Source organism: Streptomyces chumphonensis, from assembly GCF_014779715.1.
GTDB lineage: Bacteria > Actinomycetota > Actinomycetes > Streptomycetales > Streptomycetaceae > Streptomyces > Streptomyces chumphonensis.
Genome location: NZ_JACXYU010000001.1, coordinates 1,046,907 through 1,067,287 on the forward strand (window position 1 = coordinate 1,046,907; position 20,381 = coordinate 1,067,287).

Below are 20,381 nucleotides of genomic sequence, written 5' to 3' on the forward strand. Positions count from 1 at the left end.
CGGAGTGCCCTGACCGGTCCACTGTGTCCACTGTCGCTCAATAACTGCCGGACGGTGCACTCGGGGTCGGCCGAAGGGCGCCTGAGTGGCACGGAGTGCCGCACGAACGCTACGCTTCGGCGCCCATCGCGCGCAATCGATGATCGAGCATCGTGTGGCGCCGCCCCGCCGACACCGTCCGCACCGCCTGGCCCAGCGCCCGGCGGGAGCCGACCAGCACGACAAGCCTTTTCGCCCTGGTGACGGCCGTGTAGAGCAGATTGCGCTGGAGCATCATCCACGCCCCCATGGTGACGGGGATCACGACCGCCGGGTACTCGCTGCCCTGCGAGCGGTGGATGGTGACCGCGTAGGCGTGGGCCAGCTCGTCCAGCTCGTCGAAGTCGTAGCCGACCTCCTCGTCCTCGTCCGTGCGGACGGTGAGCGTCTGCTCCTCCTGGCTCAGCGCGGTGACGACGCCGACCGTGCCGTTGAAGACGCCCGCCACCCCCTTGTCGTAGTTGTTGCGGATCTGCGTCACCTTGTCCCCCACCCGGAACACCCGGCCGCCGAAGCGCTTCTCCGGCACGGAGGGACGGCCCGGGGTGATCTCCTGCTGGAGGAGGCCGTTGAGCGCCCCCGCGCCGGCGGGTCCCCGGTGCATGGGGGCGAGCACCTGCACGTCCCGGCGGGGGTCCAGGCCGAACTTCGCCGGGACGCGCCGGGCCGCGACGTCGACCGTGAGCCGGCCCGCCGCCTCGGTGTCCTCCTCGGCGAAGAGGAAGAAGTCCGGCAGCCCCCGGGTGAGCGGCGGCGTTCCCGCGTTGATCCGGTGCGCGTTGGTGACGACGCCCGACTGCTGCGCCTGGCGGAAGATGCGCGTCAGCCGGACGGCGGGCACGGGCCCGCCCTCGGCCAGCAGGTCCCGCAGCACCTCCCCCGCGCCGACGGAGGGCAGCTGGTCCACGTCCCCCACCAGGAGCAGGTGTGCGCCCGGCGCGACGGCCTTGACCAGCTTGTTGGCCAGCAGCAGGTCCAGCATGGACGCCTCGTCGACGACGACCAGGTCCGCGTCCAGGGGCCGCTCGCGGTCGTAGGCGGCGTCGCCGCCGGGCTTGAGCTCCAGCAGCCGGTGGACGGTGGACGCGTCCGCGCCCGTCAGCTCCGCCAGCCGCTTCGCGGCCCGGCCCGTGGGGGCGGCGAGCAGCACCGTGGCGCCCTTGGCGCGGGCGAGTTCCACCACCGAGCGGACCGTGAAGGACTTGCCGCACCCCGGCCCGCCCGTCAGGACGGCGACCTTGCGGGTGAGGGCGAGACGCACGGCGTCCCGCTGCTCGGGGGCGAGGTCGGCGCCGGTGCGCCGGGCCAGCCAGCCGAGCGCCTTCTCCCAGTCCACGTCGGCGAAGGCGGGCAGCCGGTCCTCCCGGGTGTGCAGCAGGCGGCGCAGCTGCCCGGCCAGGGACTGCTCCGCCCGGTGGAAGGGCGGCAGGTAGACGGCGGTCAGCCGCTCCTCGACGTCGTCCGGGTGCGGCACCCGTTCCCGGACGACGCCCTCCTCCTCGGCCGCCAGCTCGTCCAGGCACGTGATGACGAGGCCGGTGTCGACCTGGAGGAGCTTCACGGCGTCCGCGATGAGGCGCTCCTCGGGGAGGAAGCAGTGCCCCTGGTCGGCCGACTGGGACAGCGCGTACCGCAGCCCCGCCTTCACCCGCTCCGGGCTGTCGTGCGGGATGCCCACGGCCTGCGCGATGCGGTCGGCGGTGAGGAAGCCGATCCCCCACACGTCGGCCGCGAGCCGGTAGGGGTGCTCCCGCACGACGCCGATCGAGGCGTCCCCGTACTTCTTGTAGATGCGCACGGCGATGGAGGTCGAGACGCCGACCCCCTGGAGGAAGATCATCACCTCCTTGATGGCCTTCTGCTCCTCCCAGGCCGCGACGATCTTCCGGGTGCGCTTCGGCCCGAGCCCGGGTACCTCGATCAGCCGGGCCGCGTCGGCCTCGATCACCTCCAGCGTCCCGGTGCCGAAGTGGTCCACGATGCGCTCGGCGATGCGCGGCCCGATGCCCTTGATCAGCCCGGAGCCGAGATACCGGCGGATGCCCTGCACGGTGGCCGGGAGGACGGTCGTGTAGTTCTCCACCGTGAACTGCCGGCCGTACTGCGGGTGCGAGCCCCAGCGGCCCTCCATCCGCAGGGACTCGCCGGGCTGCGCGCCCAGGAGCGATCCGACGACCGTGAGGAGGTCCCCGTCGTGCCCCGCGTCCCTGCGCCGCAGCGGGGCGACCCGGGCCACGGTGTAGCCGGTCTCCTCGTTGGCGAAGGTCACGCGCTCGAGGACGCCTTCGAGCACGGCGGGCTGAAACGACATGTGACCGACCGTAGCGCCGACGGCCGACACCGGGCGAGGGGCGGCCGGGTCCTCGCGCGCTCCGGGCGCCGCACGCCGGGCGCGCGGGACCGGGTCGGCGCCGCCGCGTGAGCGCGGGGTGAGCGGGAGGTGACCGTCCGGGACGCCGTGGGCGCGGGGCCGGCCCCGGGCGCTTCCCCGACTTGCCCCGCGACGGCGTCATCGTCTTCAATCCTCCATGTAATCGTTTCCATGAACTCCCCACGACGAAAAGGTTGTTGACGTGGCGGGCAGACCGGTCACACCCGGCACTCCGGGCGGTACGGGCTCTTCGGGCGGCGGGGGTGTCGCGGGCATCAAGGACGTCGCGGCCGAGGCGCGGGTCTCCGTGGCGACGGTGTCACGCGTGCTGAACGGGAACCCGGCCGTGCGCCCCGACACGCGGGACCGCGTCCACCGGGCCATCACGGCGCTCGGCTACCGGCCCAACGGCGTCGCCCGCTCCCTGCGGACGGACCAGACGCGCACGCTGGGGCTCGTCATCAGCGACGTGCTCAACCCCTTCTTCACCGCCCTGGCCCGTGCCGTCGAGGACGAGGCACGGGCCCACGGCTACAGCGTCGTGTTCGGCAACGCGGACGAGCAGCCGGCGCTGGAGGACCACCACGTGCGGACGCTGCTGGAGCGGCGCGTCGACGGCCTGCTGCTCAGCCCCACGGACGACAACGCGTCCCAGGTCGCCGAAGTGGCCCGGTCCGGCGTGCCGATGGTGTTCGTGGACCGCTGGATACCCGGCTGCCCGGACGTGCCCGTCGTCCGTACCGACGGGCGGGCCGCCATCGCCGCGCTCGTCGGCCACCTGCACGCGCTCGGCCACCGCAGACTCGCCGTCATCACCGGCCCGTCGACCACCACCACCGGCAACGAGCGGCTCGACGCCTTCCTCGACGCCCTCGACGCGCACGGGCTGCCCACCCCCGGGCACTACCGGCAGGAGGGCGACTTCCGGGCCGAGAGCGGACGCCTGGCCACCGCCCGCTTCCTGGACCTCCCCGACCCGCCGGACGCCGTGTTCGCCACCGACAACCTCATGGCCCTGGGGGCGATGGACGAGATCCGGTCGCGGGCCCTGCGCGTGCCGGAGGACATCGCGCTCGCCGCCTTCGACGACATCCCCTGGTTCCTCCACACCGACCCGCCGCTGACCGCCATCGCCCAGCCCACCGAGGAGCTCGGGCACAGCGCGGTGCGCGCCCTCGTCAGCCTCATCGAGGGACGCCCGGCCCGGTCCGTCACCCTCACCGCCGACCTCGTCCCCCGCCGGTCATGCGGCGAGTAGCCGAGCGGCCCAGCACGCCACCGCAGGAAAGGGGTCAGCCGTTGACCAAGGACGCCGCCGCCGAACCCGCCCCGCCGGGCCCGCCGCTGCTGCGCACCGAAGGCGTCTCCAAGACCTTCCCGGGCGTCGTCGCGCTCGACGGGGTCGACTTCGCGGTGCGTGCGGGTGAGGTGCACGTCCTGCTCGGGGAGAACGGCGCGGGGAAGAGCACGCTCATCAAGGTGCTCTCCGGCGCCAGTCGGCCGGACGGCGGACGCGTCCTGATGGCGGGTCGGCCGGTACGGCTGCACGGCGCGCAGGACGCCGAGCGCCTCGGCATCGCCACGATCCACCAGGAGTTCAACCTGGTGCCGGACCTGACGGTGGCCGAGAACATCTTCCTGGGACGCCAGCCCCGCCGCTTCGGCCTGGTCGACCGGGCCCGGATGGAGGCGGACGCCGCGGCGCTGCTGGCCAGGGTCGGCGTCGACGTCGCGCCCACGGCCCGGCTGCGCGACCTCGGCGTCGCCCGGATGCAGATGGTGGAGATCGCGAAGGCGCTGAGCATCGACGCGCGTGTGCTCATCATGGACGAACCCACCGCCGTGCTGACCAACGAGGAGGTCGACCGGCTCTTCCGCATCGTGCGCCGGCTGCGCGACGAGGGCGTCGCCGTCGTCTTCATCACGCACAAGCTGGAGGAGGTCGCGGCCCTGGGCGACCGGGTGACCGTCCTGCGGGACGGGCGCAGCGTGGCCGAGGTCCCGGCCGACACGGAACGGGACGACCTGGTGCGGCTCATGGTCGGCCGCAGCATCGAGCAGCAGTACCCGAGGCGGCCGGGCCCGGTGCGGCCCGGCGGTGTGCCGCTGCTGCGGGTCTCCGGACTGGCCCGGGCGGGCGCCTTCCGTGACGTGGGCTTCGAGGTGCGCGGCGGCGAAGTGGTCGGGCTGGCGGGGCTGGTGGGCGCCGGGAGGACGGAGGTCGCGCGGGCCGTCTTCGGCGCCGACGCCTACGACCACGGCGCCGTGGAGGTGGACGGCCGCCCGCTGGCCCGGCACGACGTGAACGCCGCGATGGCCGCCGGGATCGGCTTCGTCCCCGAGGACCGCAAGGGTCAGGGGCTGCTGCTGGACGCCTCCGTCGGGGAGAACCTGGGCCTGGTGACCCTGCGTCGGGCCACCCGGGCCGGGTTGGTGGACCGGGCGGGCCAACGTCGGGCGGCGGCCTCGATGGCCGGTCGCCTGGGCGTGCGCATGGCCGGGCTCGACCAGCACGCGCGTACGCTCTCCGGCGGCAACCAGCAGAAGGTGGCCATCGGCAAGTGGCTGCTCGCCGACAGCAGGGTGCTGATCCTCGACGAGCCCACGCGCGGCGTCGACGTGGGGGCGAAGGTGGAGATCTACCGGCTGGTCAACGAACTCACCGCAGCCGGGCACGGCGTGCTGATGATCTCCAGCGACCTGCCGGAGGTCCTCGGCATGAGCGACCGCATCGTGGTCATGGCCCAGGGGCGCGTCGCCGGGGAGCTGGGCGGGGCCGAGGCGACACAGGACGCCGTGATGGCGCTGGCCGTCGGGACGCCCTGACCGGATCGCACACACGACGTCAGCGGCACGTACCCGCTTCGTACACACACCATGGACAGGGGAGGCACCTCGGTGACCACCGACGTGAAGAGAACCGGGCCGGGCGGCGGTCCGGGCGGGCAGGCCGGCCAGAAGCCCTCCGGCGGCCCGCCGGTGCTGGTGCGGGTGTTCCGGGACAACGGCGCGCTGACGGCCCTGATCGGCCTGGTCGCCGTCATGGCGCTGATGTCCCCGGACTTCCTCAACACCGGCAACCTGCTGAACGTCGGCGGGCAGGCGGCGGTGACGGCCATCCTGGCGTTCGGCGTCACCTTCGTCATCGTCTCGGCGGGCATCGACCTGTCGGTGGGCTCGGTGGCGGCCCTGTCCGCCATGGTGCTGGCCTGGACGGCGACGTCGCAGGGCCTGCCGGTGTGGCTGGCCGTGCTGTTCGCCCTCGGCACCGGGCTGGCGTGCGGGCTGGTGAACGGGCTGATGGTGGCCTACGGACGGCTGCCGTCGTTCATCGCCACCCTCGCCATGCTCTCGGTCGCCCGGGGGCTGGCCCTCGTGGTCTCCCAGGGCAGCCCGATCGCCTTCCCCGACCCGGTCTCGGCGCTGGGGCGGACACTCGGCGGCTGGCTCCCGGTGCCCGTGCTGGTGATGGCGGGCATGGCCGTCGTCGCCGCCGTCGTCCTCAACCTCACCTACAGCGGCCGGTCGATGTACGCGATCGGCGGGAACGAGGAGGCCGCCCGGCTGTCGGGCATCCGGGTGCCCCGGCAGAAGCTGGTGATCTACGGCCTGTCCGGCACGTTCGCGGCCGTCGCGGGCATCGTGCTGGCCTCCCGGCTGGCGTCGGCCCAGCCGCAGGCGGCGGCCGGGTACGAGCTGGACGCCATCGCGGCGTGCGTCATCGGCGGCGCGAGCCTGTCCGGCGGGGTGGGACGCGCGTCGGGGACACTGATCGGCGCGCTCATCCTCGCAGTGCTCCGCAACGGCCTCAACCTCCTGAGCGTGTCGGCGTTTTGGCAACAGGTTGTCATCGGGGCGGTTATTGCGCTGGCAGCACTAGTCGATACACTCCGTCGCCGTACATGATCGATCCGTACCGACAGCACGTGCACTACCTCCCTTTGTTAGCCGCCGATAGCAAGGAAATCGAGGCAAGTAGCCATGCGTACCACCAGACTCCCCCTCGCCGCCGTCGCCGCCGTCCTGGCCCTGACGGCCACCGCCTGCGGTGACGGCTCCGCAGCCGACGACGGGAGCGACACGATCGAGATCGGGATGTCGATATCGACGCTCAACAACCCGTTCTTCGTGGAGTTGCAGAAGGGGGCCGAGGCCCAGGCCGAGGACTCCGAGATCGACCTGACCATCACGGACGCCCAGAACGACTCGGCCACCCAGGCCAACCAGATCCAGAACTTCACCAGTCAGAACATGAGCACCATCATCATCAACCCGGTGGACTCCGACGCCGCCGGGCCGTCGGTGAAGGCCGCCGGGAACGCCGACATCCCCGTCGTCGCGGCCGACCGCGCCGTCAACGGCGCCGAGGTGAACACCACGGTGGCCTCCGACAACGTGCAGGGCGGTGAACTGGCCGCGGAGAAGCTCGCCGAGGAGATGGGCGAGACGGGCAAGGTCGTCGTCCTGCGCGGCATCTCCGGCACCTCCGCCTCCCGCGAGCGCGGCGAGGGCTTCGAGAAGGGCATCGCGCGGTTCCCGGACATCGAGGTCGTCGCGCAGCAGCCGGCCGACTTCGACCGGGCCAAGGGGCTGGACGTCATGACGAACCTCCTCCAGGCCAACCCGGACGTGACCGGCGTCTTCGCGGAGAACGACGAGATGGCGCTGGGCGCCGTGAAGGCCCTGGGCGAGCGGGCCGGGTCCACCGTGACCGTGGTCGGGTTCGACGGCACGGCCGACGGGCTGAAGGCCGTGCAGGCCGGCACGATGGCGGCGTCGGTCGCCCAGCAGCCGGACGAGCTGGGCCGCATGGCCGTCCGCAACGCCGCGCGCCTCGCCCGCGACGAGGACGTGGACGAGGAGATCAAGGTGCCGGTGAAGATCGTCACCAAGGAGAACGTGGAGTCGTTCCTCTGACCGGCACGGCGCACACGACGGACACCCCGCGCCGTCCGCTCGACGTCCTGGTCGTCGGCTCGGCCAACGCCGACCTGGTCACCGTCGTCGAGCGGCATCCGGCGCCGGGCGAGACCGTGCTCGGCTCCGACCTCACCGTCCACCCGGGCGGCAAGGGGGCCAACCAGGCCGTGGCCGCCGCCCGGTTGGGCGCGCGGGCCGGGCTGCTGGCCCGGGTCGGCGACGACGCGCACGGGCGGCTGCTCGCCGCGTCCCTGGCGGACGCCGGGGTCGACACCGGCCCGGTGCTGACGGGCGGGGCGCCCACCGGCGTCGCGCTGATCGCGGTGGACGGGCGGGGCGACAACACCATCGTCGTCTCCCCCGGTGCGAACGGCCGGCTCACCCCCGCCGACGTGGTCGACGCCCGCGCGGTGCTGGCCTCCGCCGCCGTCGTGTCGCTCCAGTTGGAGATCCCGTCCGCGTCGGTGGCCGCCGCCGTCCGGACGGCCGTGGCCGCCGGCACGCGGGTGGTGCTGAACCCCTCACCGCCCGCTCCGCTGCCGCCGGACGTGCTGGCCGCGTGCGATCCGCTGGTCGTCAACGAGCACGAGGCGCGGGCGCTGTTGCGCTCCCCGACCGGAGGCGCTCCGGCCACCGGGTCCGCCGACGCGGCGGACCCCGCCGAACCCGCCGACGCGGCCGGCCGGGCGGAGGCACTGCGGCGCCGCGGGCCGCGCAGCGTCGTCGTCACGCTCGGGGCGGCGGGGGCCCTGGTCTGCGGCCCGCAGGGCACCGAGCACGTCCCGGCACCCGCCGTCGAGGCGGTGGACGCCACGGGCGCGGGCGACGCGTTCACCGGCGCCCTGGCCTGGCGCCTCGCGCTCGGCGAGGACCTGGCGAGCGCCGTGCGGTTCGCCGTGCGGGTCGGGGCCGCGTCCGTCACCCGTCCCGGAGCGCAGACCTCCTACCCGGCGGCCGACGCCCTCCCGTGAGCCCGGCGCGGAACGCGCCCCGGCCCCGGCACGCTGCGCGCGTGCCGGGGCCGGGGCGTGGTGCGGGCGGGTCGCATCCGGTGCGGCCCGCCCGCCGGGGTCACGGAAGGCCGATCGGCGTCCGTTCCACCATCGGAGTGTCCAGCTTCGCGTCGTAGGGGGCCAGCGGCGCGGCGTCGCCGCCCGCCGAGCGGGCCGACGGACCGCTCTCGTCCGCCACTCCGGCCCAGCGCAGCACCGCGTCGGTGGCCGTGGCGCGCTCGTCCTCGGTCAGCGCGGCGATGTTGGCGCCGTGGTTGGCGCCGGGGGCGGTGAAGACGAACGAGTCGTCGGCGCGCGGGCCGACGCGGAACGGCTCCGCGCCCCACGGGTCGTTCTCACCGTTGACGAACAGCATCTCCGAGGACCGCCAGCGGACCCAGCGGTCGATGTCCTTCATCGCGTACCGGTCGAACCGGGGCATGGGGATGTCGTCGGGCACCGCGTTGCTCGGGTGGTAGACGTCCGGGTAGCGCAGCAGGCCCCGCAGGTGCGAGGGGGTGCGCAGCGTCGGGTAGCCCAGCTCGGTGGCCGCCTGGTAGTAGTACGGCGTGTAGGGCAGCATCCCCTGGTCGGTGTAGAAGGCGAAGCCGGAGATCTGGTCGATGTAGTCGTACAGCTCGTCCGTCGTGGCGTCCGCCGCCGGGGCGTCCAGGCAGTCGGCCTCGTCCTGGTACTGGAAGTAGGCCCACACGAAGTCGAGCACGACGACCTCGAAGGCCCGGTCCGGCGTCTCGTACAGCTCGAAGGTGTAGCCGCCGTCCTCCGCCCACTTCTCGTAGCGGTTCACCATCTCGTCACGCCGCAGGAACGCCTCGCGCTGGATGCCGTTCAGCCGCTCGCGGCACTCCTCGGTGGCGACGTTGCGGAAGAACCGGTCGTAGGCCGTGTTGTTGCGGACGTTGGTGTTGTTGGGCGCGACGTAGGCGACCGTGCCGTCCATGTCGTTCGGGTAGAACCGGCGGTAGTAGGTGGCCGTCATGCCGCCCTTGCTGCCGCCGGTGGAGATCCAGTTGCGGTCGTAGATGTCGTCCAGCGCGGTGTGTATGCGGTGCTGGTCGCTGGCGGCCTGCCAGATGTCGAGCTTGGACCAGTCGGCCGGCTCGGGGCGGGAGGGCGTGAAGAACCGGTACTCCATGGAGACCTGGTTCGCGTCCGCGATCCGCGTCGGCTCGCTGCGGGCCGGGTTGGTGTTCAGGCCGTACCCGGAGGTGAAGAAGACGGTGGGGCGGTCCTCGGACTTGTGCAGGAGCGAGATCCGCTGCTCGAACGTCCCCTTCCAGGGCCGGCGGTGGTCCACCGGCTGCTGGTACCCGAGGACGAAGAACCGGTAGCCGCTGACCGGCTTCTCCTCGATGAGCCGCATCCCGTCGATGTCGAGGATGCGGTCCTTGACGTCGGGAACGCCGGGTTCTGCCGTGGTGACGGCCCCCGCCGACGCGGTACCGGTACTCGCCGTGCCGATCAGCACGGCGAGGGCCAGCACCCATCTGAGCGCTGCGCGCATGAACAACTCCCCATGGGGTGTGGGTAGGTAGGGTCGCCGCGAACCTATCCGCCGATCGGCCCGACCACCACCCCCCGCCCGTCGGCGCCGGCGGCGTCGACACCGGTGCCGGTGTCGGTGGCCGGGCATAGGGTCGCGCCATGAACGACGTTGATGACGTGGGCGGCGTGGACGGCCTGGGCGACGCGCTCGCCACCGGGCCGCGGAACATGCGGCTGCTCCGGTTCGATCCGCTGGCGGAGGGTGCCCGGGAGGCGGACTACGTCCTGGTGGCGCTGTGGCACGGGGAGGCGCTGCTGCTGGTGAAGGTGCGGGAGCGGGCGTGCTGGGAACTGCCCGGCGGCAAGGTCGAATGTGGCGAGAGCGCCCGTCAGGCGGCGGTGCGCGAGCTGCTGGAGGAGACGGGGCAGCGTCCCGCGGCCCGGGCACTGCGGTTCGCCGGGTACGCGACGACGGCGATCGGCCCGGAACAGACCGTCCTGTGCGGTGCGGTGTTCACCGCGCGCACCGAGCGCCCGGAGGCGTTCACCCCGACCGAGGAGATCGCGGCGACGCACTGGTGGGACGGTGTGGCGGAGCTGCCCGACGGCGCGTTGCAGACCGTGGACACGTACCTGGCCGAGCTGGTGCGGCCGGGTACGTGACCCGTGGCGGCCTCAGCCCTCGTAGGTGAGGTTGGTACCGGAGTCCGGGTCGAAGAGGACGAGACGGTCGGGGTCGAACCAGACGGTCAGCTCGGCGTTCTCCCGGGCGCCGGAGGTGGCCGAGAGCCGCGTGACGAGCTGCGCGGTGCCGCCGGTCGCCAGGTCGGCGGAGCCGGTGACGTCGGCGAGGTCCTGGAGCTGCCGGGCCCGCACCCCTTCCGTCTCCAGGGCGAAGTGCGCGTACTTCTCCGAGCCGAGGGACTCCAGCACGTCGACGGTCGCGGTGAAGGTGCGGCCCTCCTCCCGGACGTGTTCCTCGACCAGTGCCGCGTCCTCGAAGTGTTCGGGGCGCAGGCCCACGATGAGTTCGCGCGGCGCGTCCGCGGCCTCCAGATGCCGCCGTACCCGGTCGGTGAGGGGCACCTCCCCGAGCGGCGTCCTCAGGTGCCCGTCCTCGACGACGGCGGTCAGGAAGTTCATCGACGGCGAGCCGATGAAGCCGGCGACGAACAGGTTCGAGGGCCTGTCGTAGAGGTGCTGCGGTGAGCCGATCTGCTGGACGTGCCCGGCCTGGAGGACGACGATGCGGTCGCCGAGCGTCATGGCCTCCGTCTGGTCGTGCGTGACGTAGACCGTCGTGGTGCCCAACTGCTTCTGCAACCGGGACAGGGAGGTGCGCATCTGGCCGCGCAGTTTCGCGTCGAGGTTGGACAGCGGCTCGTCCATGAGGAACGCCTTGGGCTCGCGGACGATCGCGCGCCCCATGGCGACGCGCTGCCGCTGGCCGCCGGAGAGGTTCGCGGGACGGCGGTCCAGGTGCTCGGTCAGGTCGAGGACGCGGGCGGCCTCCTCGACCCGGCGCCGCACCTCCTCGTGCGGGGCCTTCGCCAGCCGCAGCGGGAAGGCCATGTTCTCCCGCACGCTCATGTGCGGGTACAGGGCGTAGGACTGGAAGACCATCGCGATGTCCCGGTCCTTCGGCGCACGCTCGTTCATCCGCTCACCGTCGATGCGCAGTTCGCCCGTGGTGATGTCCTCCAGACCCGCCACCATGTTGAGCGTGGTCGACTTGCCGCAGCCGGAGGGCCCGACGAGGATCACGAACTCGCCGTCGCCGACGGTCAGATCGATGTCGGACACCGCGAGCGCGCCGTCCGGATACCGCTTGGAAACCTTGTCGAGAACGATCTCAGCCATGTTGCTACCCCTTGACGGCGCCGGAGGTCAGCCCAGCGACGATGCGGCGCTGGAAGAAGAGCACGAACAGGACGATCGGCACGGTGATCACCACGGCTGCGGCCGAGATGGTGCCCGTCGGGTCCTCGAACTGGGAGGAGCCGGTGAAGAACGACAGGGCCGCCGGGACCGTACGGGACGCCTCCGACGACGTCAGCGAGATCGCGAACAGGAAGTCGTTCCAGCAGAAGATGAAGACCAGGATCGCGCTGGTGAACACCCCCGGCGCGGCCAGCGGCGCGATCACCCGGCGGAAGGCCTGGGCGGGCGTGGCGCCGTCCATCTTCGCCGCCTTCTCCAGCTCCCAGGGGATCTCCCGGAAGAAGGCCGACAGCGTGTAGATGGCCAGCGGCAGCGAGAAGGTGATGTAGGGCAGGATCAGGCCGGGCCAGGTGTCGAACAGGCCGAGCTCCCGCTCGATGTTGAACAGCGGGGTGACCAGCGAGATCTGCGGGAACATCGCGATGAGCAGCGACACCCCGACCAGCGCCCGCTTGCCCGGGAACTCCAGCCGGGCGACGGCGTAGGCCGCCATCGTCGCCAGGGCGACGGCGATGAACGTGGCGATGAGCGCGATCCCGATGGAGTTGATCAGCGCCCGCACGAACTCGTCCGTGCGGAAGATGTCCCCGTAGTTGGAGAGCGTCCAGTCGCGGGGCACGAGGTTCCCGTCGGTGACCGTCTCCTTGGTCTTGAAGGAGAGCGAGGCGATCCACAGCACCGGCAGCAGCGCGTAGACGATCACCACCACGTTGACGAAGGTCCACCAGGTCCTGCGCCGGCCGGGCGACGCGGTCTCCACGGGCATCAGCGCCCACCTCCCTGTGCGCTGCTCCCGGGCGCCGCCGTGCCGAACAGCTTGACGAAGACGAACGCGATGATCGCCACCGCGATGAAGATGAGCACGGACATCGTCGAGCCGATGCCCAGGTTCAGCCCCTGGATCAGGTTGCTGTACGTGATCATCGAGACGGACGAGGTGTCGTTGGCACCGGACGTCAGGATGAAGATGTTGTCGAAGACGCGGAACGCGTCGAGGGTGCGGAAGAGCAGCGCCACCAGGATGGCCGGCTTCATGACCGGCAGCGTCACCTTCACGAAGCGCTGCCACACCCCGGCGCCGTCCATGGCCGCCGCCCGCAGCAGGTCGTCGGGGACGAGGGCGAGCCCGGCCAGCAGGAGCAGCGCCATGAACGGCGTCGTCTTCCACACCTCGGCGAGGATGATGATGGCCAGCGACGCCGCCCGCTCGGTCAGGGGCGCCGAGCCCGGGGTGACGGCCTCGGCGAGGTAGCCGGTGTTCGGCGTCCAGGCGTAGAACCAGGAGAAGGCGGCGACGACGGTGACGATGCCGTACGGGATCAGGGTCACCGTCCGCACCAGGCCGCGCGCGAGCAGCGTGCGGTGCATCGTGATGGCCAGGGCCATGCCGAGCACGAGCTCGATCGCCACCGAGACGACCGTGATGAACAGCGTCACGCCGAACGCCGTCCACCAGTAGGAGTTGGTGAGGACGACGGCGTAGTTCTCCAGGCCGATGAACTCCTGCTGCCCGGGGAAGCGCAGGTCGTAGCGGTGCAGGGAGAGGTAGACCGAGTACACGATGGGCCAGCCGGTGACGGCGACCATGACCAGGGCGGCGGGCGCGCACAGCATCCAGGCCAGGCGCCGCTCGGACCGCTTGCCCTCGCTGTGGGCGCCGCGCCGGACGCGGGTGGACGTCACGGGAGCACCCCCTGCGACTTCAGCGCGGCGTCGAGCTCCTCGCGCAGCGTGTCGGCCGTCTCCTCGGGATCGATGGCAGAGGGCGGGGAGAGGATCTTGGCCGTCACGATCGACAGGTTCTGGTAGACGGGGGTGAGCGGTCGCACGGCGGCGTCCTCCAGGGCGGCCCGGATGGTGTCCTTGGGCGGATACGCCATGTCCATGGTCGGGTTCGTCTCCGGGTCGGCCGGCTCCGAGGGATCGAGCGGCGTCTCGTCCTCGTACACGCTCTCCAGGCTCGGCGGGAGCCCGGAGCGCAGGGCCTGGAACTTCTGGCTCCGCGCGCTGCGCAGGCAGAGCGTGGCGTCGAAGGCCTCCTCCCGGTGCCGGGAGTAGGTGCTCACCGCCAGGTTGTAGCCGCCGACCGTGACCCGGCTCTCCTCCCCCTCCGCGAAGGACGGGTAGCGCGCCCACCGGAAGTGCTCCACCTCCTGAGGCTTCTCGGCCGCGTACGAGGCGTAGACGAACGGCCAGTTGAACTCGAAGGCGCCCTGCCCGGCCTGGAAGGCCAGCCGCACCTGGTCCTCCTGCATGTTCGTCAGGGAGGGGCTGGTGACCCCGGAGGTGGTGATCTCCTTCAGCAGGCGCAGCGCCTCCACCACGCCCTCGTCGACGACGGCCTCCGTGCCCTCCTCGTTGAGCAGCTGCCCGCCCGCGGAGGCGACGAGGCTGTTGAAGAACACCACCAGGCCCTCGTACTGGGCGCCGGTGAACAGCAGGCGGTAGGGCTCCCCCTCGTCCTTGAGCCGCCGCGCCGTCGCGAGCGTCTCCTCCCACGTCCGGGGCGGCTCGGGGGTGACGCGGTCGTCGTACCACAGGAGCTGGACGTTGGTGTTCTTCGGCGCGGCGTAGACCGCGTCCTGCCAGACCACCGTGCGCAGCGGCCCCGGGAGCACCCCCTCGGTCGCCTGCTCGCGCCGCTCCCCCGTCCACTCCACGATCCAGCCCGCCTCGGCGAACTCCGGGACCCAGGTGACGTCGAGGCCGAGGATGTCCAGGCCCTTGTCCTCGGCCGCCAGCCGCCGGACCATCTGCTCACGCTGACCGTCGGCCTCGCGCGGGAGCTGGTTGTAGACGATGCGGTAGCGGCCGTCCGCCTCCTCGTTGCACCGGTCCACGACCTGTTGGAGGTTCTCCTCGGGCGCGGTGTAGAAGTTCAGCACCGTTCCGCCGTCCTCCGAGCCGCAGCCGGCGAGCAGACCGGCCGCGAGCAGCGCCGCTCCCCCGACGCGGCCGGCGCGGCCCGGCGGACGGGCCCCCACCCGTCCCCGGGCCGCCGGACCGTTCGGCGGCGGGTGACGCCGCGCCCTCCCGGTCGCTCCCCACGCCTTCACCATCCCGGGCCTCCTCGCCCGCGCCAGCAGACGCGACACGCTCGCGGTGTGCCGGCCGGATGCGCGGCACGCTGCCCCTGTCTGTGCCACGTGTCACGGGACCTACACCCTCAGTAGGGCTCATTCGGCCCTGACGCGTCGTGCGGCCACCGGCAGGCGCTGCGGGAGGCGTCAGACGCGCGAGGGCGCCGGGACGCCGGTGAACGTGCGCCACAGCGCCGCGTAGCGCCCGTCGGCGGCGAGCAGCTCCGCGTGCGTGCCGTCCTCGACCACCCGTCCGTGGTCCAGGACGATCACCCGGTCGGCCCGCTGTGCGGTGGTGAGCCGGTGGGCGACGACGAGGGTGGTGCGACGCCCGGCGAGCCGGTCGGTGGCCTGGTTGACGAGCGCCTCGGTGGCCAGGTCCAGCGCGGCCGTCGCCTCGTCGAGCAGCAGGATCGCCGGGTCGACCAGCTCGGCGCGGGCGAGCGCGATGAGCTGGCGCTGGCCGGCCGACAGGTTGCGGCCGCGCTCCCCCACGGCGTGGAGGTAGCCGCCGGGCAGGGAGGCCACCATGTCGTGGGCGCCGACCGCCCGTGCGGCGGCCTCCACCTCGGCGTCGGTGGCCTCGGGGCGGCCGTAGGCGATGGCGTCCCGCACGGTGCCGGGGAAGAGGAACGGCTCCTGCGGGACGACCCCCAGGTGGCTGCGGTAGGCCGTCAGGTCCAGGTCCCGGACGTCGGCCCCGTCGACGAGGACCCGGCCCCCGGTCACGTCGTAGTACCGGGCCACCAGCTTGACCAGCGTGGACTTCCCGGCGCCCGTCTCCCCGACGAAGGCCACCGTCTGGCCCGCCGGGATGGTGAGGTCGAGCCCTTCGAGGGCCGCCTCGGCCAGCGGCTCGCCGTCGGCCGAGCGGTAGTGGAAGCGGACGTCGTCGAAGGTGATCTCCCCGCGCGGTCGGCCGGGCTCCACCGGCTCGGCGGGGGCCGGCGTGCTCGTGCGCTCGCGGAGCAGCTCGCGGATGCGGCCCAGCGAGACGACGGCCTGCTGGTAGCCGTCGAAGACCTGGGAGAGCTGCTGCACCGGGGCGAAGAACAGCTCGATGTAGAGCAGGTAGGCGACGAGCGCGCCCGCGGTGAGGGTGCCGGCCGCGACGCGGTCGGCCCCCACGACGAGGACGGCCGCCGTGGCCAGCGCCGCGAGGAGCTGGACGAAGGGGAAGTACACCGAGACCAGCCACTGCCCGCGCACCCGGGCCCGGCGGTAGCCGTCGCTGCGGCGGGCGAACCGGTCGGTGCCCAGGTGCTCGCGGCGGAACGCCTGCACCATGCGCAGCCCGGCCACCGACTCCTGGAGGTCGGCGTTGACGACGCTGACCCGCTCGCGGGCCAGCTCGTACGCCTTGACCGACTGCCGCCGGAAGAACACCGTGCCCACGACGAGGGGCGGCAGCGTCGCGAAGACGACCAGGGCGAGCTGGAGGTCGATGACGAGCAGGGCGCCCAGGATGCCGAGGAAGCTGATGATCGAGACGAAGGCGGTGACCAGGCCCGTCTGGAGGAACGTGGACAGGGCGTCGACGTCGGTCGTCATCCGGGTCATGACCGCGCCGCCGAGGTGGCGCTCGTAGTAGTCCAGACCGAGGCGCTGCAACTGGGCGAAGATCCTCAGTCGCAGGGCGTAGAGCACCCGCTCGCCGGTGCGGCCGGTGAAGCGGATGGCGGCGTACTGCGAGGCCCATTGCCCGACGACGACCAGGAGCGCAAAGGCCGCCGCCGTCCACACGGCCGCCAGGGCCGAGCGGGTCACGCCCTCGTCGATGCCGTGCCGGATCAGGACGGGGAGAGCCAGCATGGCCACGGCGTCCAGGGCCACGAAGACCAGCGCGAAGGTGAGCGGGCGGCCGAAGCCCGCCAGCAGGTGCCGCAGGCCGTAGCCGCCCTCCTCGCGCTGCGGCCCGCTGCGCTGCGGCCCGCTGCGCTCGGCGCTCTCCTCGTCGATCTCCGGGACGTCCGTGGCGGGCGGCAGGGCGGCGACCTTGGCCAGCAGCTCGGGGCTGCCGGGTGAGGCCGCCAGCTCGGCACCCCAGGAACCGGGCCGCCCGCTCTGCGCGGCCAGGGTGCCCGTGTCCCCCGCCCCGGCCGCGTCCGCGTCGCCGGACTCCTCCGGGCGCGCCCACAGCTCGGGCGTGACGCCGTCCACCCTGCGGTGGCCGTCGTGCGCCGCCTGCCCGGCCGGGTCGCGCGCGACGTCGCCCAGCTCGTCCGGGTCGGTGAGGAGCCGGCGGTAGAGCGGGCAGCGCGCGGTCAGCTCCGCGTGGGTGCCGGCGTCCACGAGCCGGCCCCGGTCGAGCACCGCGATCCGGTCGGCGAGGGCGAGGGTGGACTGCCGGTGGGCGATGAGCAGGGTCGTACGGCCGCGCATGACGCTGCGCAGTGCCTCGTGGATCTCGTGCTCGATGCGGGCGTCCACGGCGGACGTGGCGTCGTCGAGGATCAGCAGCCGGGGGTCGGTGAGGATCGCACGGGCCAGCGCGATGCGCTGGCGCTGCCCGCCGGAGAGGGTCAGGCCCTGCTCTCCGACGACGGTGTCGTAGCCCTCGGCCAGCTCCTCGATGAAGCCGTCGGCCTGGGCGGCGCGGGCGGCGGCGCGTATCTGCGCGTCGGTGGCGTCGGGAGCGCCGAAAGCGATGTTCTCCCGGACGGAGGAGGAGAACAGGAAGCTGTTCTCGGGCACCAGGCCGATCGCCGAGCGCAGGGAGGCCAGCGTCAGGTCCCGCACGTCGTGCCCGCCGACGCGCACGGCGCCGCCGGTGACGTCGTAGTAGCGCGGCAGCAGCATCGACACCGTCGACTTGCCGCTGCCGCTGGTGCCCACCACGGCGAGGGTCTCCCCCGGCCGCACCCGCAGGCTGACGCCGTCCAGCACGGGGTGGTCCGGGTCGTAGCCGAAGGTGACGCGGTCGAACTCGACGGACGCCGGGGCGTCGGCGGGCAGCTCGTGGGCGTCGGGCCGCTCGGTCATCTGCGGCTCGGTGTCGATGAGGTCGTAGACGCGCTCCACGCCGGCGCGGGCCTGCTGCCCGATCGTCAGCATGGCCGCGAGCATCCGGACGGGGCCGACGAGCTGCGCGAGGTAGGTGGAGAACGCGACGAAGGTGCCCAGCGTGATCGAGCCGTTCACCGCCATCCAGCCGCCCAGCGCCAGCATGGCGACCTGGCCCAGGGACGGCAGGGACTGCAGGGCCGGGGTGTAGCGGGCGTGGAAGCGCAGGGTGCGCAGCCGCGCCGCGTACAGCACCCGGCTGACGGCGCGGAGCTTGGCCTTCTCCTGGCCCTCCTGCCCGAAGCCCTTCACGACGCGGACGCCGGTGATCGCGCCGTCCACCACCGAGGCCACCGCACCGGCCTGCTGCTGCGCGTACCAGGTCGCCGGGAAGAGCCGGGCCCGGCTGAGCGAGGCGATCCACCACAGCAGCGGGAAGACGGCGAGGGAGACGACGGTGAGCAGTGGGGAGAGGATCACCATGACGACGAGCGCGACGGCGAACAGCAGCACGTTGCCGATCATCATGGGGACCATGAAGAGCAGGCTCTGCACCAGCTGGAGGTCGCTGGTGCCCCGGCCGACGACCTGCCCGGTGGACAGCTCGTCCTGGCTGCGGCCGTCGAGCCGCACGAGGGCCCGGTACATGTCCGTGCGCAGGTCGTGCTGGACGTCCAGGGCGAGGCGGCCGCCGTAGTAGCGGCGCACGAAGGTCAGCGCGTAGACGACGACGGCGGCGCCGATCAGCAGGGCGATCCACCGGGGCATGTCCGCCGTACGACCGGCGGCGACGTCGTCGATGACGGCCTTGGTGATCAGGGGGACGAGGGCCATGACGCCCATGCCGGCGAGCGAGGCGCCGAGGGCCAGCAGGACGTTGCGCCGGTAGTGCCAGCACTGGCGCGTCAGCCGCCGCGCCCAGCCGGGTGCCGCGGCACCCGTGCCGCCCGCGCGCGCGTGCTCGGTCCCGGTACCGGCCTCGTCGCCGGTCCCGGTCTCCGATGGTGCCGTCCCCGTGGTCACGTGGCCCCGCCCTTCCGGTCGTCCTGTCCCGCCGGAAAGCCCCAACGTCCCGGGGCCCGGTTTCATTCCACCTGGTCAGATCGGTGGTGTCGGGACGGGCGGGTCCGATCGGGTGGTGGTGGGAGGGGGCGGCGGCGCGGACCGGTCAGAAGCGCGGGCGTCCGTCGCTCGGCCGCAGACCCATGGCGTCCAGCCAGGTGGGGCGGCCGCCGCAGAGGATCTCGGAGAGGAGCAGGAGCCGGGTCAGCCCGTCCCACTCGGCCTCGTCCTGGAGGTCGGCGACGCACTCGATGCCGTCCGGCGCGATGACGGCGGCGGTGTGGTCGGCGGGCTCGACGGTGTCACGGTCGGCGGGGGCCGAGAAGCGGGCCCACACGGCCTTGCCGCTGGCGCCGGGCGTCGTCCATCCCCAGTCGTCGGCGAGGTGGTCCACGATCTGGAGGCCGCGGCCGCCCTCGGCGAGGTCGTCCGCGTCGCGCACGGCCGGTGCGGTGGTGCCGGGGTCGATGACGGCGCACAGGACGGTGCCGCCCTGCCGGAGGAGGCTCAGCATCACGGGCTGGGCGTTGGGCGGGTCCCACGGCTCGGCGCTGTGGCACAGCGCGTTCGTGACCATCTCCGACACGGACACCGCTATGTCGTCGGTCAGCTCCTCCAGGCCCCAGCCGCCCAGCGCCGCGCGGGCGTAGGCGCGGGCCTGGCCGGGCGAGCGGGGGCCGCACTCCAGCGTCCAGGCGGCGAAGGCCGAGGTGTCGACGGAGGCGGCGGCACCGGGGAGCGCGGCGGGCCGGACGGAGGGCTTCGCCGGGTGCCAGGTGCCGGGCCCCTCCGAGCGGTGCGCGTCGCCTGGTCCGCAGGGGTTCGGGGAACTGTACGAAAGGCCGGCGGACGTTTCGGGGGCAGCGGTAGCCGCCCACCTAGCCGGTTGAGTCATCGTCCAACCCCGCAGCCGTTGTCTCCGTGGCGCTCACGTCGCTGGGAACACTCTTGCGTGTCCCATCCTGTGGCATCTGTACTTACGGCTGCAAGTGCGGATGCAAGTACAGATGCAATTACGGGGTTCCCTGAGGCAGTATTCAGCCAGAGATCATGGTGGTACTGAAGTGACAAAAGAGGCAGAAGTGGCAGGTATGACAGGCACGGCACTCCCCACGACGGCGGCGCACGGCACCGAGACCCCCGAGGACGGCACCGGCGCCAACGGCGTGCCGGCCGACCGGCTGCTCGGCGTCCGGTGGCGCAAGAGCCGGCGCAGCAACCCCAGCGGCAACTGCGTGGAGGTGGCCGAACTGCCGGGCGGCCGCGTCGCCGTGCGCAACTCCCGGTTCCCCACCGGACCGGCCCTGATCTACACCGAGGCGGAGATCACCGCTTTCATCCTGGGCGCCAAGGACGGCGAGTTCGACGACCTCGTGACCGGTCGCTGACCCGTTGTACAGCCCGCTGCCGTAATGGGAGACTTGGCGACCGTCCCCTTACCACCAGCACCACAGAGCCCGCAGGAGC

Annotated in this window: 13 protein-coding genes and 1 pseudogene; 6 read left to right on the forward strand and 8 right to left on the reverse strand. The window is 72.7% G+C overall.

Features of this window, described 5'->3' with window-relative positions:
* Window positions 1-109 precede the first annotated feature (109 nt).
* Window positions 110-2,350 (reverse strand): SF1B family DNA helicase RecD2, encoded by a 2,241-nt coding sequence (gene recD2 / locus IF129_RS04360; protein WP_191208032.1) that lies wholly within the window; start codon window positions 2,348-2,350, stop codon window positions 110-112.
* A gap of 334 nt (window positions 2,351-2,684) precedes the next feature.
* Here recD2 and IF129_RS04365 point away from each other — a divergent pair, with 334 nt between their 5' ends.
* The 4 genes and pseudogenes from IF129_RS04365 to IF129_RS04385 all read left to right on the forward strand — a co-directional run bounded on the left by IF129_RS04365 (window position 2,685) and on the right by IF129_RS04385 (window position 8,301).
* Window positions 2,685-3,668, forward strand: a complete 984-nt coding sequence (locus IF129_RS04365) for a LacI family DNA-binding transcriptional regulator (RefSeq protein ID WP_318153560.1) — start codon at window positions 2,685-2,687, stop codon at window positions 3,666-3,668.
* Complete coding sequence (locus IF129_RS04370; protein WP_191208034.1) at window positions 3,656-5,236, forward strand: sugar ABC transporter ATP-binding protein; 1,581 nt, start codon at window positions 3,656-3,658, stop codon at window positions 5,234-5,236. The genes IF129_RS04365 and IF129_RS04370 overlap by 13 nt, the downstream gene beginning before the upstream one ends.
* 72 nt (window positions 5,237-5,308) lie before the next feature.
* Window positions 5,309-7,327, forward strand: a pseudogene (locus IF129_RS26125) (ABC transporter permease/substrate-binding protein).
* The gene (locus IF129_RS04385; protein WP_191208279.1) at window positions 7,324-8,301 is read left to right on the forward strand and encodes a ribokinase; all 978 of its coding nucleotides are present in this window, start codon (window positions 7,324-7,326) and stop codon (window positions 8,299-8,301) included. The pseudogene IF129_RS26125 and the gene IF129_RS04385 overlap by 4 nt, the downstream one beginning before the upstream one ends.
* 100 nt (window positions 8,302-8,401) lie before the next feature.
* Here the strand turns inward: IF129_RS04385 and IF129_RS04390 are convergent, their stop codons facing one another.
* Window positions 8,402-9,847, reverse strand: coding sequence for a S28 family serine protease (locus IF129_RS04390; protein ID WP_191208036.1), 1,446 nt, complete (start codon window positions 9,845-9,847; stop codon window positions 8,402-8,404).
* 140 nt (window positions 9,848-9,987) lie between these two features.
* Here IF129_RS04390 and IF129_RS04395 point away from each other — a divergent pair, with 140 nt between their 5' ends.
* Window positions 9,988-10,491, forward strand: coding sequence for an NUDIX domain-containing protein (locus IF129_RS04395; protein WP_318153540.1), 504 nt, complete (start codon window positions 9,988-9,990; stop codon window positions 10,489-10,491).
* A gap of 12 nt (window positions 10,492-10,503) precedes the next feature.
* Here IF129_RS04395 and IF129_RS04400 read toward each other — a convergent pair whose 3' ends face one another.
* From IF129_RS04400 to IF129_RS04425, 6 genes are all read right to left on the reverse strand, one after another.
* A complete protein-coding gene (locus IF129_RS04400; RefSeq protein ID WP_191208037.1) occupies window positions 10,504-11,688 on the reverse strand; it encodes an ABC transporter ATP-binding protein in 1,185 nt (394 codons plus the stop codon).
* A 4-nt stretch (window positions 11,689-11,692) separates the two neighbouring features.
* A complete protein-coding gene (locus IF129_RS04405; protein WP_191208038.1) occupies window positions 11,693-12,535 on the reverse strand; it encodes a carbohydrate ABC transporter permease in 843 nt (280 codons plus the stop codon).
* A complete protein-coding gene (locus IF129_RS04410) occupies window positions 12,535-13,383 on the reverse strand; it encodes a carbohydrate ABC transporter permease (RefSeq protein ID WP_191208281.1) in 849 nt (282 codons plus the stop codon). The genes IF129_RS04405 and IF129_RS04410 overlap by 1 nt, the downstream gene beginning before the upstream one ends.
* Before the next feature lie 65 nt (window positions 13,384-13,448).
* Window positions 13,449-14,828, reverse strand: coding sequence for an ABC transporter substrate-binding protein (locus IF129_RS04415; protein WP_191208039.1), 1,380 nt, complete (start codon window positions 14,826-14,828; stop codon window positions 13,449-13,451).
* Window positions 14,829-14,996: 168 nt separating this feature from the next.
* A complete protein-coding gene (locus IF129_RS04420) occupies window positions 14,997-18,941 on the reverse strand; it encodes an ABC transporter ATP-binding protein (RefSeq protein ID WP_191208040.1) in 3,945 nt (1,314 codons plus the stop codon).
* A gap of 79 nt (window positions 18,942-19,020) precedes the next feature.
* Window positions 19,021-19,809, reverse strand: a complete 789-nt coding sequence (locus IF129_RS04425; RefSeq protein ID WP_191208041.1) for an ATP-binding protein — start codon at window positions 19,807-19,809, stop codon at window positions 19,021-19,023.
* A 196-nt stretch (window positions 19,810-20,005) separates the two neighbouring features.
* On the opposite strand from IF129_RS04425, the gene IF129_RS04430 reads away from it, so the two are divergent.
* Complete coding sequence (locus IF129_RS04430; protein ID WP_191208042.1) at window positions 20,006-20,302, forward strand: DUF397 domain-containing protein; 297 nt, start codon at window positions 20,006-20,008, stop codon at window positions 20,300-20,302.
* Window positions 20,303-20,381: the final 79 nt, after the last annotated feature.